Source organism: Rhodococcus opacus (assembly GCF_012396235.1).
Lineage (GTDB): Bacteria > Actinomycetota > Actinomycetes > Mycobacteriales > Mycobacteriaceae > Rhodococcus_F > Rhodococcus_F opacus.
In genome coordinates, this window is the sequence record NZ_JAAXPA010000002.1 from 41,627 (window position 1) to 55,774 (window position 14,148).

A 14,148-nucleotide genomic window follows, 5' to 3' on the forward strand; every position below is an offset into this window, starting at 1 on the left:
GGCAGTGACCGACGGGTATACGTAGGCTAGCGTCGGAAGAGCGCACGCAGACGACCACTTGTCGACTAGGAGAAGTCATGACGTTCACGCCCGGAGGACCGAGTTACGGTCCGCCCGCGCAACCGACTGCAGGGGGAGAACCGAAAGGCCTGGGCTTCTTCCTTCTGATCGGTGTCGCAGTTCTCGGTGTCCTCAACCTACTGCTCGGGTTCGCCCCGTACGCCACGTTGGCGCGAGAGTCCGTGAACTCGTTCGAAGCCAACACGGACGGGCTCGGCCTCCTGTTCCTCGGTGGTCTCCTCGCGGCAGTCTCGCTCCTTCCGAAGCAGTCCTACGCGGGCGCGGCAGCAGCGGCGTCCGTCGCGGGCTGGGTTGTCGCGTTGTTCGTTTTCCTCAACGTCGACGCGGATTCGGGTTGGGGCGCAATCCTGATCCTCGTTCTCGGATTCATCCAGTCGGCCGTGGCCGTCGCGGCCACGCTGTTCGACATCGGACTCCTGAAGCAGCCGGCGCCCAAGCCGGCCGCAGCCGCGGGCTTCGGTCAGCCCGGTCAGCCCGGTCAGCCCGGTCAGCCCGGTCAGGCGCCGCAGGGTTACGGCCAGGGCGCCCCGCAGGGCTACGGGCAGGGCCCGCAGCAGTCGTACGGACAGCCGCCCCAGGGCTACGGTCAGAGCGCCCCGCAGGGCTACGGGCAGAGTCAGTCGCAGCCCGGCTACGGCCAGCAGAACCAGCCCGGCTACGGCCAGCAGGGTTACGGCCAGCAGGGTCAGCCCTCGCAGAGCCAGACCGGCTACGGTCAGGGCTACGGGCAGCCCCAGCAGCCGGGTTACGGAGCCGCGGCGGGTGCCGGGTCCGCGTCGTACGACGCCCCGACCGCCGCCTACCAGCAGCCGCAGTACCAGGGGTACTCGCAGCCGTCGAGCCCGTCGCAGTCCACCGGAACGCCCAGCTCGCAGTACCCGGCCGGCACCAGTTACGGTTCCGCGCAGCACGCGGCGCCCGCGTACGGCTCGCAGTCCGAGTCGTCCCCCGTGGAGCGCACGCTCGAGTACGGCGAGCAGCCTTCCACCGAGGCGAAGTCGGCAGACTCGGCCGAGAAGTCCGAATCGGAGGGCTACAGCGCGCCGACCCAGGCGTTCGACACGCGCGCCGACAGGGACGACAAGTAGCGGCCCAACCAGCAGGTGGCCTCTGACCCAACGTGGTCGGAGGCCACTTCTGTGCGGCGCGCCTGACCGCCGCCGCGGCGTCGGAGTGCCACTCTCGAGGGGATGAGTTCTTTGGTTGATCGTGCGCAGCGCGTCGCACAGGGTGCACGACGGCGAGCCGTCGGTGATGACGAGCGGCAAGTCCCGCGACAGCGACCCGTGCCCGACGCCGACGAGATGCGGGCGCTGCTCGCGGTCGCGTTCCGGCCCGCGGGCGTCACCGTCGTCCTGTTGTCCGCACTCATCGTCGTCACGCTGGTGGCGGCGAACAGCGACCTCACCGGAACGTTCGGTGCCATCGCGGCGTCGTGGCTGGCGATTCACCAGGTGCCGTTGACGATCGACGGCACGTCACTCGGTGTCCTCCCGCTGATCCCGACAGCCGGGATGATGTGGGTCGTCGCCCGCGGATGCGCCGCCGTGGTGCACCCGGCGTCCTCGCGGCGGCACGCTCTGCAGGTGATCGGCGCTGCGGTGGCCGGACCGCTGGTCGTGACGGCCATCAGCCTCGCCGTCATCGCGGACGCGTCGGCGGTCATCCCGTTGTCCTCCCCGAACGCGCTCGCCGCGTTCGGGTGGGTGCTGTTCGTGCACCTGCTTGCATCGGCGATCGGTGTGACGGTCGCGATGTGGCCGACGCTCGGTGCGCAGGTTCCGTCGTGGGTCCGGGACGCGGTGCGGCCGGGACTGCGCGCGTTGACGGCGATTCTCGGTGCCGGCGCGGTCATGGTCACGATCTCGCTGCTGATGGAGTGGTCGACGGTCGGCTCGCTGCTCGAACGCGGCGACGGCGTCGTCGGACTGCTCGGACTGACGATCCTGTCGGTGCTGTACCTGCCGAACGTCGTGGTGGGTGCCGCGGCCGCGGTCATCGGAGGGACCGCGCAGATCGGGGACGTCTCGGTCAGCGTGTTCGGGAACGTCGGTGGTTCGCTGCCGCCGTTGCCGCTGCTCGGCGCCGTTCCCGACGGGGTGTCGGGTGGTGCCTGGCCCGCGCTGCTGGTGATTCCGTTGCTGATCGGTGTGATGCTCGGACGCGACTGCGGGCGTCGCGTCGCCGGGCAGGAAGCGCTGTTCACCGTGCTGACCGCCGCCGCGGGGGTGGGCGTGGTGACGGCGGTGCTCGGCCTCGTGTCCGGTGGCAGGCTCGGCGCATTCGGAACGGTCGAGCTGCACTGGTGGGCGTTCGGACTGCTCACGTTCGCGTGGCTCGGACTCGCGGGCGCGGTGACAGCGGTGGTCGTGGCCTGGCATCGGAGCCGGGGCGCCGTGGACGAGGACGACGCCGACACCGAGGACGAGGAGCCGCATCTTCCCGGCGCGGAGGAGGTTCCGGCAATCGCCGCCCCGATCACCGAGGAACCGGTGGTCGCCGAACACGTCGCGCCGAGTCGGGTGATCGAAGCCGAACTCGTCGACGAGACCGAAGCGCCGGCAGCGCCGGTTGCACCGCAGGACACCGGCGCCGACGCCGAGGTCGTGGTGGACGCAGAGGTCGAGGAAGACACGCCGACGGACGAACCCGAGGGGTCCGCAGACGCCGCCGAGAGCCCGGAAGCCGACCTGCCCCGAGGGCCCGCAACCCCCAGCGACTAGGCTCTTGGTCGGTCGACGATGCGACCGCCCCCATTTTTTGCCCGTCTTTCGATTCACCCGGCCTTTCGATTGTTCAGGAGTAGTGCGCTGACTTCCTCGCGTGACCACCTGAGGCCCACGACCGGTTCGCCGGCGCGGATCGTCGTACTCGCCTCCGGTGCGGGAACCCTCCTGAGGTCGCTGATCGAAGCAACACACACGGACGGGTATCCCGCCGAGATCGTCGCCGTCGGCGTCGACCGCGACTGTGATGCGACCTCCCACGCGAACGCGGCGGACATTCCCCACTTCCGGGTGAGCCTGCGCGACCACGCCGACCGTGCCGCCTGGGACGTCGCGCTGACCGAGGCCGTCGCGTCCCACCAGCCGTCGCTCGTCGTGTCGGCGGGTTTCATGAAGATCCTCGGTCCCGCCTTCCTGGAGCGCTTCGGCGGTCGCATCATCAACACGCATCCCGCGTTGCTGCCCGCATTCCCCGGCGCGCATGCGGTCCCGGATGCGCTGGCCTACGGCGTGAAGGTGTCGGGATCGACCGTCCACCTCGTGGACGCCGGTGTCGACACCGGCCCGATCCTGGCGCAGGAACCCGTGCCGGTGCTCGACGGCGACGACGAGTCGACCCTGCACGAGCGCATCAAGACTGTGGAGCGACGGTTGTTGGCGGACGTCATCGCCGCTGTCGCCACCCGTGGAGTTGTTTCCGATGGACGAAAGGCCGTGATCCCCAGTGAGTGAACGCAAGGCAGTACGCCGAGCGCTCGTCAGCGTCTACGACAAGACCGGTCTGGTCGAACTGGCTACGGGCCTGCACAAGGCAGGCGTCGAGCTGGTGTCGACAGGGTCGACTGCAGCGAAGATCGCCGACGCCGGCATCCCGGTCACCCCCGTCGAGGCGCTGACGGGCTTCCCCGAATGCCTCGAGGGCCGGGTCAAGACGCTGCACCCGCGGGTGCACGCCGGCGTCCTCGCCGACACCCGGAAGCCGGAGCACCTCGCGCAGCTCGAGGAACTCGGCATCGAGGCGTTCCAGCTGGTGGTCGTGAACCTGTACCCGTTCACGCAGACCGTCGCATCGGGGGCGACCCCAGACGAGTGCGTCGAGCAGATCGACATCGGCGGACCGTCCATGGTGCGTGCCGCCGCGAAGAACCACCCGTCGGTCGCGGTCGTGGTGGATCCCGCCCGCTACGACGACGTGCTCACCGCGGTCGCCGACGGCGGTTTCACGCTGCCCGAGCGCACCGCCCTCGCTGCGCAGGCGTTCCAGCACACCGCGTCGTACGACGTCGCGGTCGCCAGCTGGATGACGTCCACGCTGGTCGAACCGGGTGACTCCCAGTTCCCCGAGTGGGCAGGCGCCACCTGGGACCGCTCGGCTGTCCTGCGGTACGGCGAGAACCCCCACCAGGCCGCGGCCCTCTACGTGAACCCCGCCGCCCCGGCCGGTCTGGCTCAGGCGGAACAGTTGCACGGCAAGGAAATGTCGTACAACAACTACACCGACGGCGACGCAGCCTGGCGTGCGGCGTTCGACTTCAGCGAGCCGGCTGTCGCGATCATCAAGCACGCGAACCCGTGTGGCATCGCGGTCGGAGCCGACATCGCCGAGGCACACCGCAAGGCGCACGCCTGCGACCCGGTCAGCGCATACGGCGGAGTCATCGCCGCGAACCGCGAGATCACCGTCGAGATGGCCGAGCAGGTTGCCGAGATCTTCACCGAGGTGATCATCGCCCCGTCCTACGCGGACGGTGCGCTCGGAGTGCTGCAACGCAAGAAGAACATCCGCGTCCTCCTCGCCGAGGCACCGACCGCGACGGGAATCGAACTGCGTCCCGTGTCCGGTGGAGCGCTCCTGCAGGAGCGCGACGTGCTCGACGCCGAGGGCGACGACCCGGCCAACTGGACGCTGGCCGTCGGCGACGCCGCCGACGAACAGACCTTGAAGGATCTCGAGTTCGCGTGGCGCGCGTGCCGATCGGTGAAGTCCAACGCCATCCTGCTCGCTTCCGACGGTGCGTCGGTCGGCGTCGGCATGGGCCAGGTCAACCGCGTCGACTCCGCGCACCTCGCGGTGCAGCGGGCCGGTGACCGGGTGGTCGGGTCGGTGGGCGCGTCGGACGCGTTCTTCCCGTTCCCCGACGGACTGCAGGTGCTCGCGAACGCCGGCGTCAAGGCAGTCGTGCAGCCGGGTGGTTCCGTCCGCGACAACGAGGTGATCGATGCGGCCAAGGAAGCCGGCGTCACCATGTACCTGACGGGCGCGCGGCACTTCGCGCACTAGCGTTCGGCAACTCTCGAACGGGCCTTGGCATCATGCCGGGGCCCGTTCTGCGTCGTCAGGCGGCTGCGGCCCCGTGTGCTCGGGCCGTGCCCTGGAGTTCGCGCGGCGAACCGGTGATGACCACGCGGGCGGCGCCGCGGCTGCGGACCTCGCTGATCAGCTCACCCAGGCCGGCCTCGTGGGCGGCATCGCAGTGCGACAGGTCGAGGGTGACGGCGTACCCGGTGAGGTCGTCCGGCAGGTCGAGATACGGGGGAGAGGTGGACAGCTGGTTGATGCGAAGTTTCATGGGGTGCTCCTGAAAGTGAAAGGTAAAAGAAAAGGCACCCGAGGGGTTTGCCCTGGGTGCCCGAGAATGACGTGGTGTGAGTCTCAACATTCTCGGGGTGCGCCGAACTTGGTGATGTGCTTGTCGGCGGAGCAGCGACGCCATGCGGGTACGGATGCGAAGAGCGCGTGAAGCTGCATCATGTCCGTACCTTTCTGCGTGTCGTTGCTGGTTGGTAGATGACCGTACAGCACCGGTTGAGGGTTTGCACTTCCATTATCCGGCCGCTGCGCCGAAATGCAGGGTTGAGCAGCGGCTCTTGGCCCAGAGTTGCCGTCCCGTTCACCTCCGCGCACGGATTCGTATGAAGCACCGGCGATTGCGTCGGCGTGTGGCTGATCGGTGCGCATCTGTCGAATCCCACACTTTGGTCACAGCTTGCTTTCGATCCGGCCTCGAGCTGCCCGCACGTACGGTGCAGCTGATTCACTCGGGGCTGATGTGACTCGAGTGGCACCTGTGGAAGGAGAGTGGCGCCCGGACTGCGACGGTGCGCCCATTCCCGTTATGAACCGATTTGCGATCAAGGCCGGCCTCGGCGCCTGCGTCCTGGGTGCGTCCGTGCTCATCCCTGCTCAGGCTTCGGCAGAACCCGCGGCGACGGCGACCGGCACCGAACTGTCCGGGATGACGGTGTTCCTCGACCCCGGACATCAGGGTTCGAGCGAGGGCCACGACCTCGCGCAGCAGGTGAACGACGGCCGGGGCAACACGAAGGACTGCCAGACCAGTGGCATGACGTCGCTGGGCGGGGTGCCCGAGCACACGATCAACTGGAACGTTTCCCAGCTGGTGAAGAGCAGCCTCGAGAGTCTCGGCGCGAAGGTCGTCCTGAGCCGTCAGGACGACACCGGCTGGGGCGGATGCGTCGACGAAAGAGCGCGTGCGGCAAGCGAATCGAATGCCGACGTCGCGGTGAGCATTCACGCGGACTCGACGGCGCAGGGCGAGGACGCGAGCAAGCACGGGTTCCACATGATCATCCCGTCGCTGCCCATTCCCGACGAGAAGGCGGACGCGGCGCAGTCCGGTGGCGGCCTCGAGGCGTCGAAGATGATGCGCGACGCCTACAAGTCGGACGGATTCGTTCCCGCCAACTACGCCGGCGTGAACGACGGCCTCCAGACCCGCGCCGATGTAGCCGGGCCCGCGCTGACTCAGGTGCCGCTGGTGTTCGTCGAGATGGGCAACGGTTCCAACAAGGAAGACTCCGCCCAGCTGGAGAGCACCGACGGCCAGTTGAAGCACGCGATCACCATCACGACGGGCATCGTCACCTACCTGCTGACGGGGTCCCAGTCGGCGCCGGCCGAGGAACTCGCGGCAGCACCGGCGGCCACCACGACGACGCCCGAGGCGAGCGAGGACAGCGCGTCGTCGACCACCACCACGACGCCGAAGGCGACCACCCCGAAGGCCACCCCGCAGTCGACGGCCCCGGAGTCGGCGGAGTTCTCCGAGTTGATGGAGATGCTCGCGCCGCTGCTCGAGGTCGAGGGCCTCGACGGGCTCGAGGATCTCGTCAACGACAAGAACCTGGGGCTCGTGTCCGAACTGGCGAGCACACTGATGGCCGTGATCACCGGAGCCGGCGGGAACTGATCACAGAGCGGCGATCCACCTGCTGAACGGGTCGCTGAACTCCGCCGAGTAGGGGAGCGGTTCCACGTAATCCGGTCCGGTGGACGGACGGTCGCCGACGTCCTTGAGGACGTGATTGGCGTTCGTCATCCGCACCGGCGTCAGCGCGGTGTGCGCGAGGGCGTCGTTCAGGCCGTCGACGTCCGCGAGCTGTACCTGGATGTCCTTGGCGGAGCAGCTGGTGAGGACGGGGAACCCGGCGGGCAGCCGGCCGGCCAGTGCGCGCGGGTCGAGAGCGTCCTCCTCCGCGAGGGCCTTCGCGTTGGCATGGACCAGCCCGGCGTTCTGCAACGGTTCCGGAAGGTCGTCGGGGATCGTGCCCGACGTGCGGAGCGATTCGACGGTGTCCGCGAGCGCGAGCCGGAGTTCGTCGGCGAGTTCCACCGGCAGCTGGCCGGTGCCGACGACGGCGTCGAGCTGACCGTGGATCTGTGTGGTGAGCAGGTCGAGGAGCCGGACACTCAGCGGTTCGAGCAGTCCGACGGCGCGCACCCGCGACTCGTCTTCCGCGGTGGCGAGCGCGAGGGCGACGAGTCCGCCGTCGCTGTGACCGATGACGATAAGCTTCGACGGGTCGACCCCGGGTTGGGCGGCCAGGAAGTCGAGGCCCGCGGACGCGGCGTCGACGAAGGTGGTGAATCCGAGACCCCCGACTTCTTCCACCTCGTAGGGGCCGAGGGCGGTCTCGCCGCTGCCGATCTTGTCGTAGCGCAGGCTGGAGATGCCGTGCTGTTCGAGCACGTCGGCGAGATGGCGGAGCGTTCCGATGTCACCGGGGAGCAGGGCGCTGTCGCCGTTGCGGTCGGTGGGACCACTGCCGGCGAGCAGCAGCGCGGCGGGTGCCGACCCGTTCGCGTGGTCGGGGGTGCGCAGGCTGCCGTAGTACGTGACGGCACCGCTGTCGAACGTGATCTCGGTGTCAGGCATGGGGACTGTCTACCAGTTCACGTCGCGCGCAGTCGCCGCACCCGTTGCACCCCTCGCCACGCGAACCACAGCAGGAATGCGAGTAGCGGGATGACGAGCAGCGGAAGCAGCAGGGCGATCAGGGATGTGACGAACGAGACCACGTCTTCGATCACCGACACCACGGGATTGGCCAGTCCGCCGGTGGAGGCGGTGCTCACCGCCCGGGTCCCGGTCTGCGCGGTGCTGAACGCCAGAGCGGTGGGCGCGCCGATGACGATTCCGGCGATCGCGGCGGTCGACGGGTCCACGTCCGCGAAGGCCGCCCAGGTCGCGATGACACCCGCCGCGGGACCGGTGACGTTGCCGATCACGGACAGCGCGTTGTCGACGAACGGGATGAGATCGGCGGTCAGTTCCACCGCTGTCGCGATCGACAGCGCGACCAGCGCCCCGGTCGAACCGAGCCACCGCATCGACTCGTTCAGGGTGATCCCGAGCACCTCGAAGTGCACCGCGGCGCTGAGCATCAGCAACGGCAGGAACGTGCGCAGTCCCGACGCGGCGGCGAGGCCGAGGCCGAGCAGTCCGGGCAGAACCCACGTCTCCATGCACGGAGTGTAGAAGCTCGGCTATCACGGCAGGCGGGCATCGCGGCCGAGATCTCAGAGAAGCATCACAGAACTCACACAATCGGCGATTAGCGTCTGCATCACCAGTTGTTCCAACGGATTACGTCCGAGAACAGCCCCCGACTCCAGGAAGGTGCCGCACCATGAACGTCGTACAGCTGACCACCGGTGATGTCGTCGCCGCCATGTTCTCCCTCGACTTCGTCGACGGCGGATTCCGCCGGGAGGCCGTCGAGCGGATTCACCGGGGAGCGATCGACGAGTGGGTGTCCGCGCTCACCGGGTCGGGTCTGTTCTCGAACCGCGCGGTCGCGGACGTGGTCCGGGCATGGCGCGACGATCCGCGAGTCCTGCTCGATTCCCTTCTGGCGGAGGCTGATCCGGTGACACTCGAGCGCTACCGCTCCGCGTGGTACGAGTTGGACGCCCTGGTCTCGTATGGTGTCGCCGCGTAGGCGCACTCTCAGGGAATGCTGAAGACGTCGGCGAACGTGGCGAGCAGCGCCGGATCGCCGGTGACGGACACGCTGCCGACGGCGATGGCGTCCTCCGGGGTGATCTCGCGTGCCATCAGTGCCTTCACCGCCGGCCCGGTCTCGATCACGAGGTCGGGCTGGTCGGCTGCGCCCTCCACGACCTCGAGTGCGCCGCGGTCGATGCGGGCGGACAGCACGATCGGCCCGAGCCGCAATTCGTAGGTGAGTGTGACGTCCCGTGCGGCGTCGGGGTGGAACGTCGATCGCAGCGCCATCACCATCGAGTCGACGGTCACGGCATCGTCCGGGTCGGGTTCGCCGAGGGTGCGGGCGCCCCACCGGCCCAGCGACTTCACGGCGTCCTCCAGGGCGTTGCCGTAGTCGGTCAGTTCGTAGACCACCGCGTTCGACGGCCGGGGCAGCGCGCGGCGCGCGATCACGTCGGCGTCCTCGAGTTCCTTCAGGCGCGCCGACAGGATGTTGGACGGGATGCCCGGCAAACCCTGCTTGAGATCCGTATATCGCCGCGGTCCGACCAGGAGATCTCGGACGATGAGCAGTGCCCAGCGTTGTCCCACGATGTCCAGGGCATGCGCGAGTCCGCAGTACTGCCCGTAAGTCTGCCGTGCCATGGTTTCAACTATAGACCGAAGTTGCCTATTGACATCAATAGGTTTCTTTTTGCAACATTGATACGTGATCTGCTCCACAAGGTCGCACGGCTCGTCACCCGAAAACACTCAGCTCCACCGACGGAAAGAGAATTCGATGTCGACCATGATCTTCGTGAACCTCCCCGTGAAGGACCTCGGCAAATCGACGGCCTTCTACGAGGCGCTCGGCTACCGGAAGAACCCCCAGTTCTCGGACGAGAACGCGTCGTCGATCGTCGTCAGCGAGCAGATCCACGTCATGCTGCTGACGGAGAAGTTCTTCTCCACCTTCACCAAGAAGGCCGTCGCGGACGCCACCACGACCACCGAATCCATCATCTGCATCTCCGCGGACAGCCGGGAGGCCGTCGACGCGCTGGCCGACAAGGCGCTCGCGTCGGGCGGATCCTTCTCCAACGATCCGATGGACGAGGGATTCATGTACGGCCGCAGCTTCCAGGACCCGGACGGTCACCTCTGGGAGGTCATGTGGATGGATGTCGATGCAGCGCAGGGGCAGGAGTCGTGAGCACCGCGACCACACCCGTGATGGCGGAGTCGGGAACCGCACGCACGGTGGGCTGGGTCCTCAGCGGACTCGTCGGCGCCTTCCTCCTCTTCGACGCGGTCGGCAAGCTCCTGAAGATCGGACCGGTGGAGGACTCGGCCGCCGAACTGGGATTGCCGATGCACATCATCGTGCCGATCGGAGTGGTGCTGCTCCTCTGCACGGTGCTCTACCTGGTGCCGCGAACGGCCCCGCTGGGGGCGGTGCTGCTGACCGGCTACCTCGGTGGGGCGGTACTCACCAACTGGCGCGTCGAGAAGCCGTTGTTCAGCACGGTGCTGTTCGCGGTGTACGTCGGAATCGCAGTCTGGGCGGGGCTGTACCTGCGCGACCGCAAGGTCCGCGAACTGCTCCCGCTGCGCCGCGAGGACTGACCCGGGCGGGTCGGCGCGCGTTAACCGCGTGCCGATTCGCTCGAATCCTCGTAGCGTGGAGTGGTGACGTCATCGGAACACAGACCTTCCACCGTCGGCGAGCTCCGCGAGTCGGGCCACATTCAACGCACCGTCAAGGAAGAGATCCGCGAGAATCTGCTCGCGGCCCTACGCGACGGCCGTGATCCGTGGCCCGGCATCGTCGGTTTCGAGGAGACGGTGGAACCACAGCTCGAACGGGCTCTCATCGCCGGTCACGACGTGGTGTTGCTCGGCGAACGTGGTCAGGGCAAGACCCGCCTCCTCCGCACCCTCAATCTGCTCCTCGACGAATGGACCCCGGTGATCGCCGGTTCCGAACTCGGGGAGCATCCCTATGAGCCCATCACCCCGGCGTCCATCCGCCGGGCGCAGGAACTGGGCGACAGCCTCCCCGTCGCATGGCGGCACCGCAGCGAGCGGTATTCCGAGAAACTCGCGACCCCCGACACGTCGGTGGCGGACCTCGTCGGCGACGTGGATCCGGTCAAGGTCGCGGAGGGCCGGAGTCTCGGCGACCCGGAAACCATTCACTTCGGGCTCGTTCCCCGTGCGCACCGGGGCATCGTCGCCATCAACGAACTGCCCGACCTCGCCGAGCGAATCCAGGTGTCGCTGCTCAATGTCATGGAGGAACGCGACATCCAGGTCCGCGGGTACACGCTCCGGCTCCCGCTGGACGTCCTGATGGTGGCCAGCGCGAACCCGGAGGACTACACGAACCGCGGTCGCATCATCACCCCGCTGAAGGACCGGTTCGGCGCCGAGATCCGGACGCACTACCCGACCCGGCTCGACGACGAAGTCGCGGTCATCCTCCAGGAAGCGCACCTCACCGCGGAGGTGCCCGAGTACCTCCTCGAGATCCTGGCCCGGTTCACCCGTCTGCTCCGCGAGTCGACGTCGGTCGATCAGCGATCGGGTGTGTCCGCCCGCTTCGCGGTGGCAGGCGCCGAAACCGTCAGTGCCGCTGCGGTGCATCGCGGCGCCGTGCTCGGTGAAGCCGACCCGGTCGCGCGGCCGGTCGACCTGGAGACCGTCGTCGACGTCCTGCGGGGCAAGGTGGAATTCGAATCCGGCGAGGAAGGGCGCGAGATCGAGGTCCTCGAGCACCTGCTCCGGCGGGCGACGGCCGACACCGTCCGCACCCGGCTCGGCGGCATCGACCTGGCGGAACTCGTGGACGCGGTCGAACAGGGCGACCCGGTGGTGACCGGTGAACGGATCACGGCGAAGGCACTGCTGAACGAGCTGCCCGAACTCGAGGTCCTCGACGAGCTGGCCGAGCGTCTGGGCGCGGAGTCCGACGGCGAGCGGGCCGCGGCCGCCGAGTTCGCCCTCGAAGGCCTGTACCTGGCGCGGCGGATCTCGAAGAACCCGGACATCAACGGGCAGACGGTGTATTCGTAATGTCCCGCAAGGCGGAGCGCGGACCGCACAACGCGCGGTACGGGCCGTACGAGGGCGGTGATCCGCTGGCGCCGCCGGTGGACCTGCGTGAGGCCCTGGCCGCGATCGGCGACGACGTGTTCGCCGGCACGTCGCCGCGGCAGGCGCTGCGCGAGATGCTCCGGCGCGGCAACCGGGACATGCGCGGCCTGGACGAGCTTGCGGCCGAGGCCAATCGGCGTCGCCGTGAACTGCTGAAGCGGAACAACCTGAACGGCACACTCGAAGAGGTCCGGGAACTCCTCGACCGCGCGGTGCTCGAGGAACGCAAGACACTGGCCCGCGCGCTCGACGACGACGCCCGATTCTCGGAGATGCGCCTCGAGGAACTGTCGTCGTCCACCGCGCAGGCCGTGCAGGAACTCGCCGACTACGACTGGCGCAGTTCGGAAGCACGCGAGGACTACGAGAAGATCCGGGACCTCCTCGGCCGCGAAATGCTGGACCAGCGGTTCGCCGGCATGAAACAGGCCCTCGAGGGTGCCACGGAAGAAGACCGCGAACGCATCCGGGAGATGCTCGCCGACCTCAACGACCTGCTCGACAAGCATTCGCGCGGCGAGGACACGCAGGAACAGTTCGACGAGTTCATGGACAAGCACGGGGAGTACTTCCCCGAGAACCCGCAAAACGTCGAGGAACTGCTCGATTCGCTGGCGCAGCGGGCGGCGGCGGCGCAGCGCCTGCGGAATTCGCTGTCGCAGGAGCAGCGCGACGAACTGGATGCGCTGGCGCAGCAGGCGTTCGGCGATCCGTCGCTGATCGGACAGCTGGACCGCCTCGACCAGCACCTGCAGGCCGCGCGCCCGGGCGAGGATTGGCAGGGCGCGCAGCGGTTCCGCGGGGACGACGGCATGGGCCTGGGCGAGGGCACCGGGGCGTTGCAGGACATCGCGGAACTCGAGTCGCTCGCCGAGCAACTGTCGCAGCAGTACGCGGGCGCACAACTCGACGACATCGACGCGGAGACTCTGGCCCGGCAACTGGGCGACGAGGCGGCGGCCGACGCGCAGACCCTCGCCGAACTCGAGAAGGCCCTGCGAGACCAGGGCTTCCTCGACCGCGGGGCGGACGGCCAGTGGCGCCTGTCGCCCAAGGCGATGCGCCAACTCGGTCAGACGGCTCTGCGGGACGTGGCGCAGCAGCTGTCTTCGCGTGGCGGGCAACGGGAGACGCGCCGCGCCGGGTCGATGGGGGAGCCGACGGGCGCGTCCCGCGAGTGGGCGTTCGGCGACACCGAGCCGTGGGACGTCACACGCACGATCACCAACGCCGTGCTGCGGGCGGCATCCGATCCGGTCGAGCGCGGTCGCGTCCCGGTCCGATTGTCGGTGGCGGACGTGGAGGTGATGGAGACCGAGCAGCGGTCGCAGGCGGCGGTCGCGTTGCTGGTCGACACGTCGTTCTCGATGGTGATGGAGGGCCGGTGGGTGCCGATGAAACGCACCGCCCTCGCCCTGAACCACTTGGTGAGCACCCGGTTCCGCAGCGACGAACTGCAGCTCATCTCGTTCGGCAGGCACGCGCAGGTGCTGACGCCGGCGGAACTGGCCGGCCTGGACGGCGCGTGGGACCAGGGCACCAATCTGCACCACGCGCTGCTGCTGGCGGCCCGGCATCTGCGCCGGCACCCCAACGCCCAGCCGGTGGTCCTGATCGTCACCGACGGTGAGCCGACTGCCCACCTCGAGCCGGACGGCTTCGCGTACTTCGACTACCCGCCGAGCGCCCGGACCCTCGGTCTGACGGTCCGGGAACTCGACACCCTTGCCCGCCTCGGCGCTCACGTCACGTTCTTCCGGCTCGGTGAGGATCCCGGTCTCGCGCGGGTGGTGGACCGGATGGCCGAGCGGGTCGGCGGACGCGTCGTGGCGCCCGGGCTGGACGGTCTCGGCGCCGCCGTCGTCAGCGACTACATGCGTCGCCGCCGCTAGGTGCGGCTCCGCCACCCGTGAGTACTTATTAACCGCCCGCGGTTAACAAGTACTCACGGG

14 protein-coding genes are annotated in these 14,148 nt (G+C 68.5%); 10 read left to right on the forward strand and 4 right to left on the reverse strand.

Annotated features, from left to right (window positions below; all coding sequences use genetic code 11):
* Positions 1 to 77 precede the first annotated feature (77 nt).
* The 4 genes from HGB39_RS02130 to purH all read left to right on the forward strand — a co-directional run bounded on the left by HGB39_RS02130 (position 78) and on the right by purH (position 5,088).
* Positions 78 to 1,169 (forward strand): DUF5336 domain-containing protein, encoded by a 1,092-nt coding sequence (locus HGB39_RS02130; protein WP_005570342.1) that lies wholly within the window; start codon positions 78 to 80, stop codon positions 1,167 to 1,169.
* A 111-nt stretch (positions 1,170 to 1,280) separates the two neighbouring features.
* Positions 1,281 to 2,804 (forward strand): cell division protein PerM, encoded by a 1,524-nt coding sequence (locus HGB39_RS02135; protein WP_054246445.1) that lies wholly within the window; start codon positions 1,281 to 1,283, stop codon positions 2,802 to 2,804.
* Between the two features lie 69 nt (positions 2,805 to 2,873).
* Positions 2,874 to 3,539: a phosphoribosylglycinamide formyltransferase gene (gene purN, locus HGB39_RS02140; protein WP_005259970.1), complete on the forward strand. Its 666-nt coding sequence runs from the start codon at positions 2,874 to 2,876 to the stop codon at positions 3,537 to 3,539.
* Positions 3,532 to 5,088, forward strand: a complete 1,557-nt coding sequence (purH, locus tag HGB39_RS02145; protein WP_005571818.1) for a bifunctional phosphoribosylaminoimidazolecarboxamide formyltransferase/IMP cyclohydrolase — start codon at positions 3,532 to 3,534, stop codon at positions 5,086 to 5,088. The genes purN and purH overlap by 8 nt, the downstream gene beginning before the upstream one ends.
* Positions 5,089 to 5,143: 55 nt before the next feature.
* On the opposite strand, the gene HGB39_RS02150 is transcribed toward purH, so the two are convergent.
* The gene (locus tag HGB39_RS02150) at positions 5,144 to 5,377 is read right to left on the reverse strand and encodes a hypothetical protein (RefSeq protein ID WP_005259967.1); all 234 of its coding nucleotides are present in this window, start codon (positions 5,375 to 5,377) and stop codon (positions 5,144 to 5,146) included.
* 546 nt (positions 5,378 to 5,923) lie between these two features.
* Here HGB39_RS02150 and HGB39_RS02155 point away from each other — a divergent pair.
* Positions 5,924 to 7,018, forward strand: coding sequence for an N-acetylmuramoyl-L-alanine amidase (locus HGB39_RS02155; protein WP_005571820.1), 1,095 nt, complete (start codon positions 5,924 to 5,926; stop codon positions 7,016 to 7,018).
* Here HGB39_RS02155 and HGB39_RS02160 read toward each other — a convergent pair whose 3' ends face one another.
* Both HGB39_RS02160 and HGB39_RS02165 read right to left on the reverse strand, forming a co-directional pair.
* Positions 7,019 to 7,984, reverse strand: a complete 966-nt coding sequence (locus HGB39_RS02160; protein WP_005571822.1) for an alpha/beta hydrolase family protein — start codon at positions 7,982 to 7,984, stop codon at positions 7,019 to 7,021. It abuts the gene before it with no gap.
* A 17-nt stretch (positions 7,985 to 8,001) separates the two neighbouring features.
* Complete coding sequence (locus tag HGB39_RS02165; RefSeq protein ID WP_005259962.1) at positions 8,002 to 8,574, reverse strand: DUF4126 domain-containing protein; 573 nt, start codon at positions 8,572 to 8,574, stop codon at positions 8,002 to 8,004.
* Positions 8,575 to 8,738: 164 nt separating this feature from the next.
* Between HGB39_RS02165 and HGB39_RS02175 the strand changes: the two genes are divergently transcribed.
* Positions 8,739 to 9,050, forward strand: a complete 312-nt coding sequence (locus tag HGB39_RS02175; protein ID WP_005571823.1) for a hypothetical protein — start codon at positions 8,739 to 8,741, stop codon at positions 9,048 to 9,050.
* A gap of 8 nt (positions 9,051 to 9,058) precedes the next feature.
* On the opposite strand, the gene HGB39_RS02180 is transcribed toward HGB39_RS02175, so the two are convergent.
* Positions 9,059 to 9,703, reverse strand: coding sequence for an HxlR-like winged helix-turn-helix transcriptional regulator (locus HGB39_RS02180; protein ID WP_005571824.1), 645 nt, complete (start codon positions 9,701 to 9,703; stop codon positions 9,059 to 9,061).
* 136 nt (positions 9,704 to 9,839) lie between these two features.
* On the opposite strand from HGB39_RS02180, the gene HGB39_RS02185 reads away from it, so the two are divergent.
* The 4 genes from HGB39_RS02185 to HGB39_RS02200 all read left to right on the forward strand — a co-directional run bounded on the left by HGB39_RS02185 (position 9,840) and on the right by HGB39_RS02200 (position 14,088).
* A complete protein-coding gene (locus HGB39_RS02185; RefSeq protein ID WP_005259955.1) occupies positions 9,840 to 10,253 on the forward strand; it encodes a VOC family protein in 414 nt (137 codons plus the stop codon).
* Entirely contained in the window at positions 10,250 to 10,666 is a 417-nt protein-coding gene (locus tag HGB39_RS02190) for a DoxX family protein (RefSeq protein WP_005571826.1), read from the forward strand. Before HGB39_RS02185 ends, HGB39_RS02190 begins: the two co-directional genes overlap by 4 nt.
* 63 nt (positions 10,667 to 10,729) lie before the next feature.
* A complete protein-coding gene (locus HGB39_RS02195; protein WP_005238585.1) occupies positions 10,730 to 12,115 on the forward strand; it encodes an ATP-binding protein in 1,386 nt (461 codons plus the stop codon).
* Positions 12,115 to 14,088, forward strand: coding sequence for a vWA domain-containing protein (locus tag HGB39_RS02200; RefSeq protein WP_005571827.1), 1,974 nt, complete (start codon positions 12,115 to 12,117; stop codon positions 14,086 to 14,088). The genes HGB39_RS02195 and HGB39_RS02200 overlap by 1 nt, the downstream gene beginning before the upstream one ends.
* Positions 14,089 to 14,148: the final 60 nt, after the last annotated feature.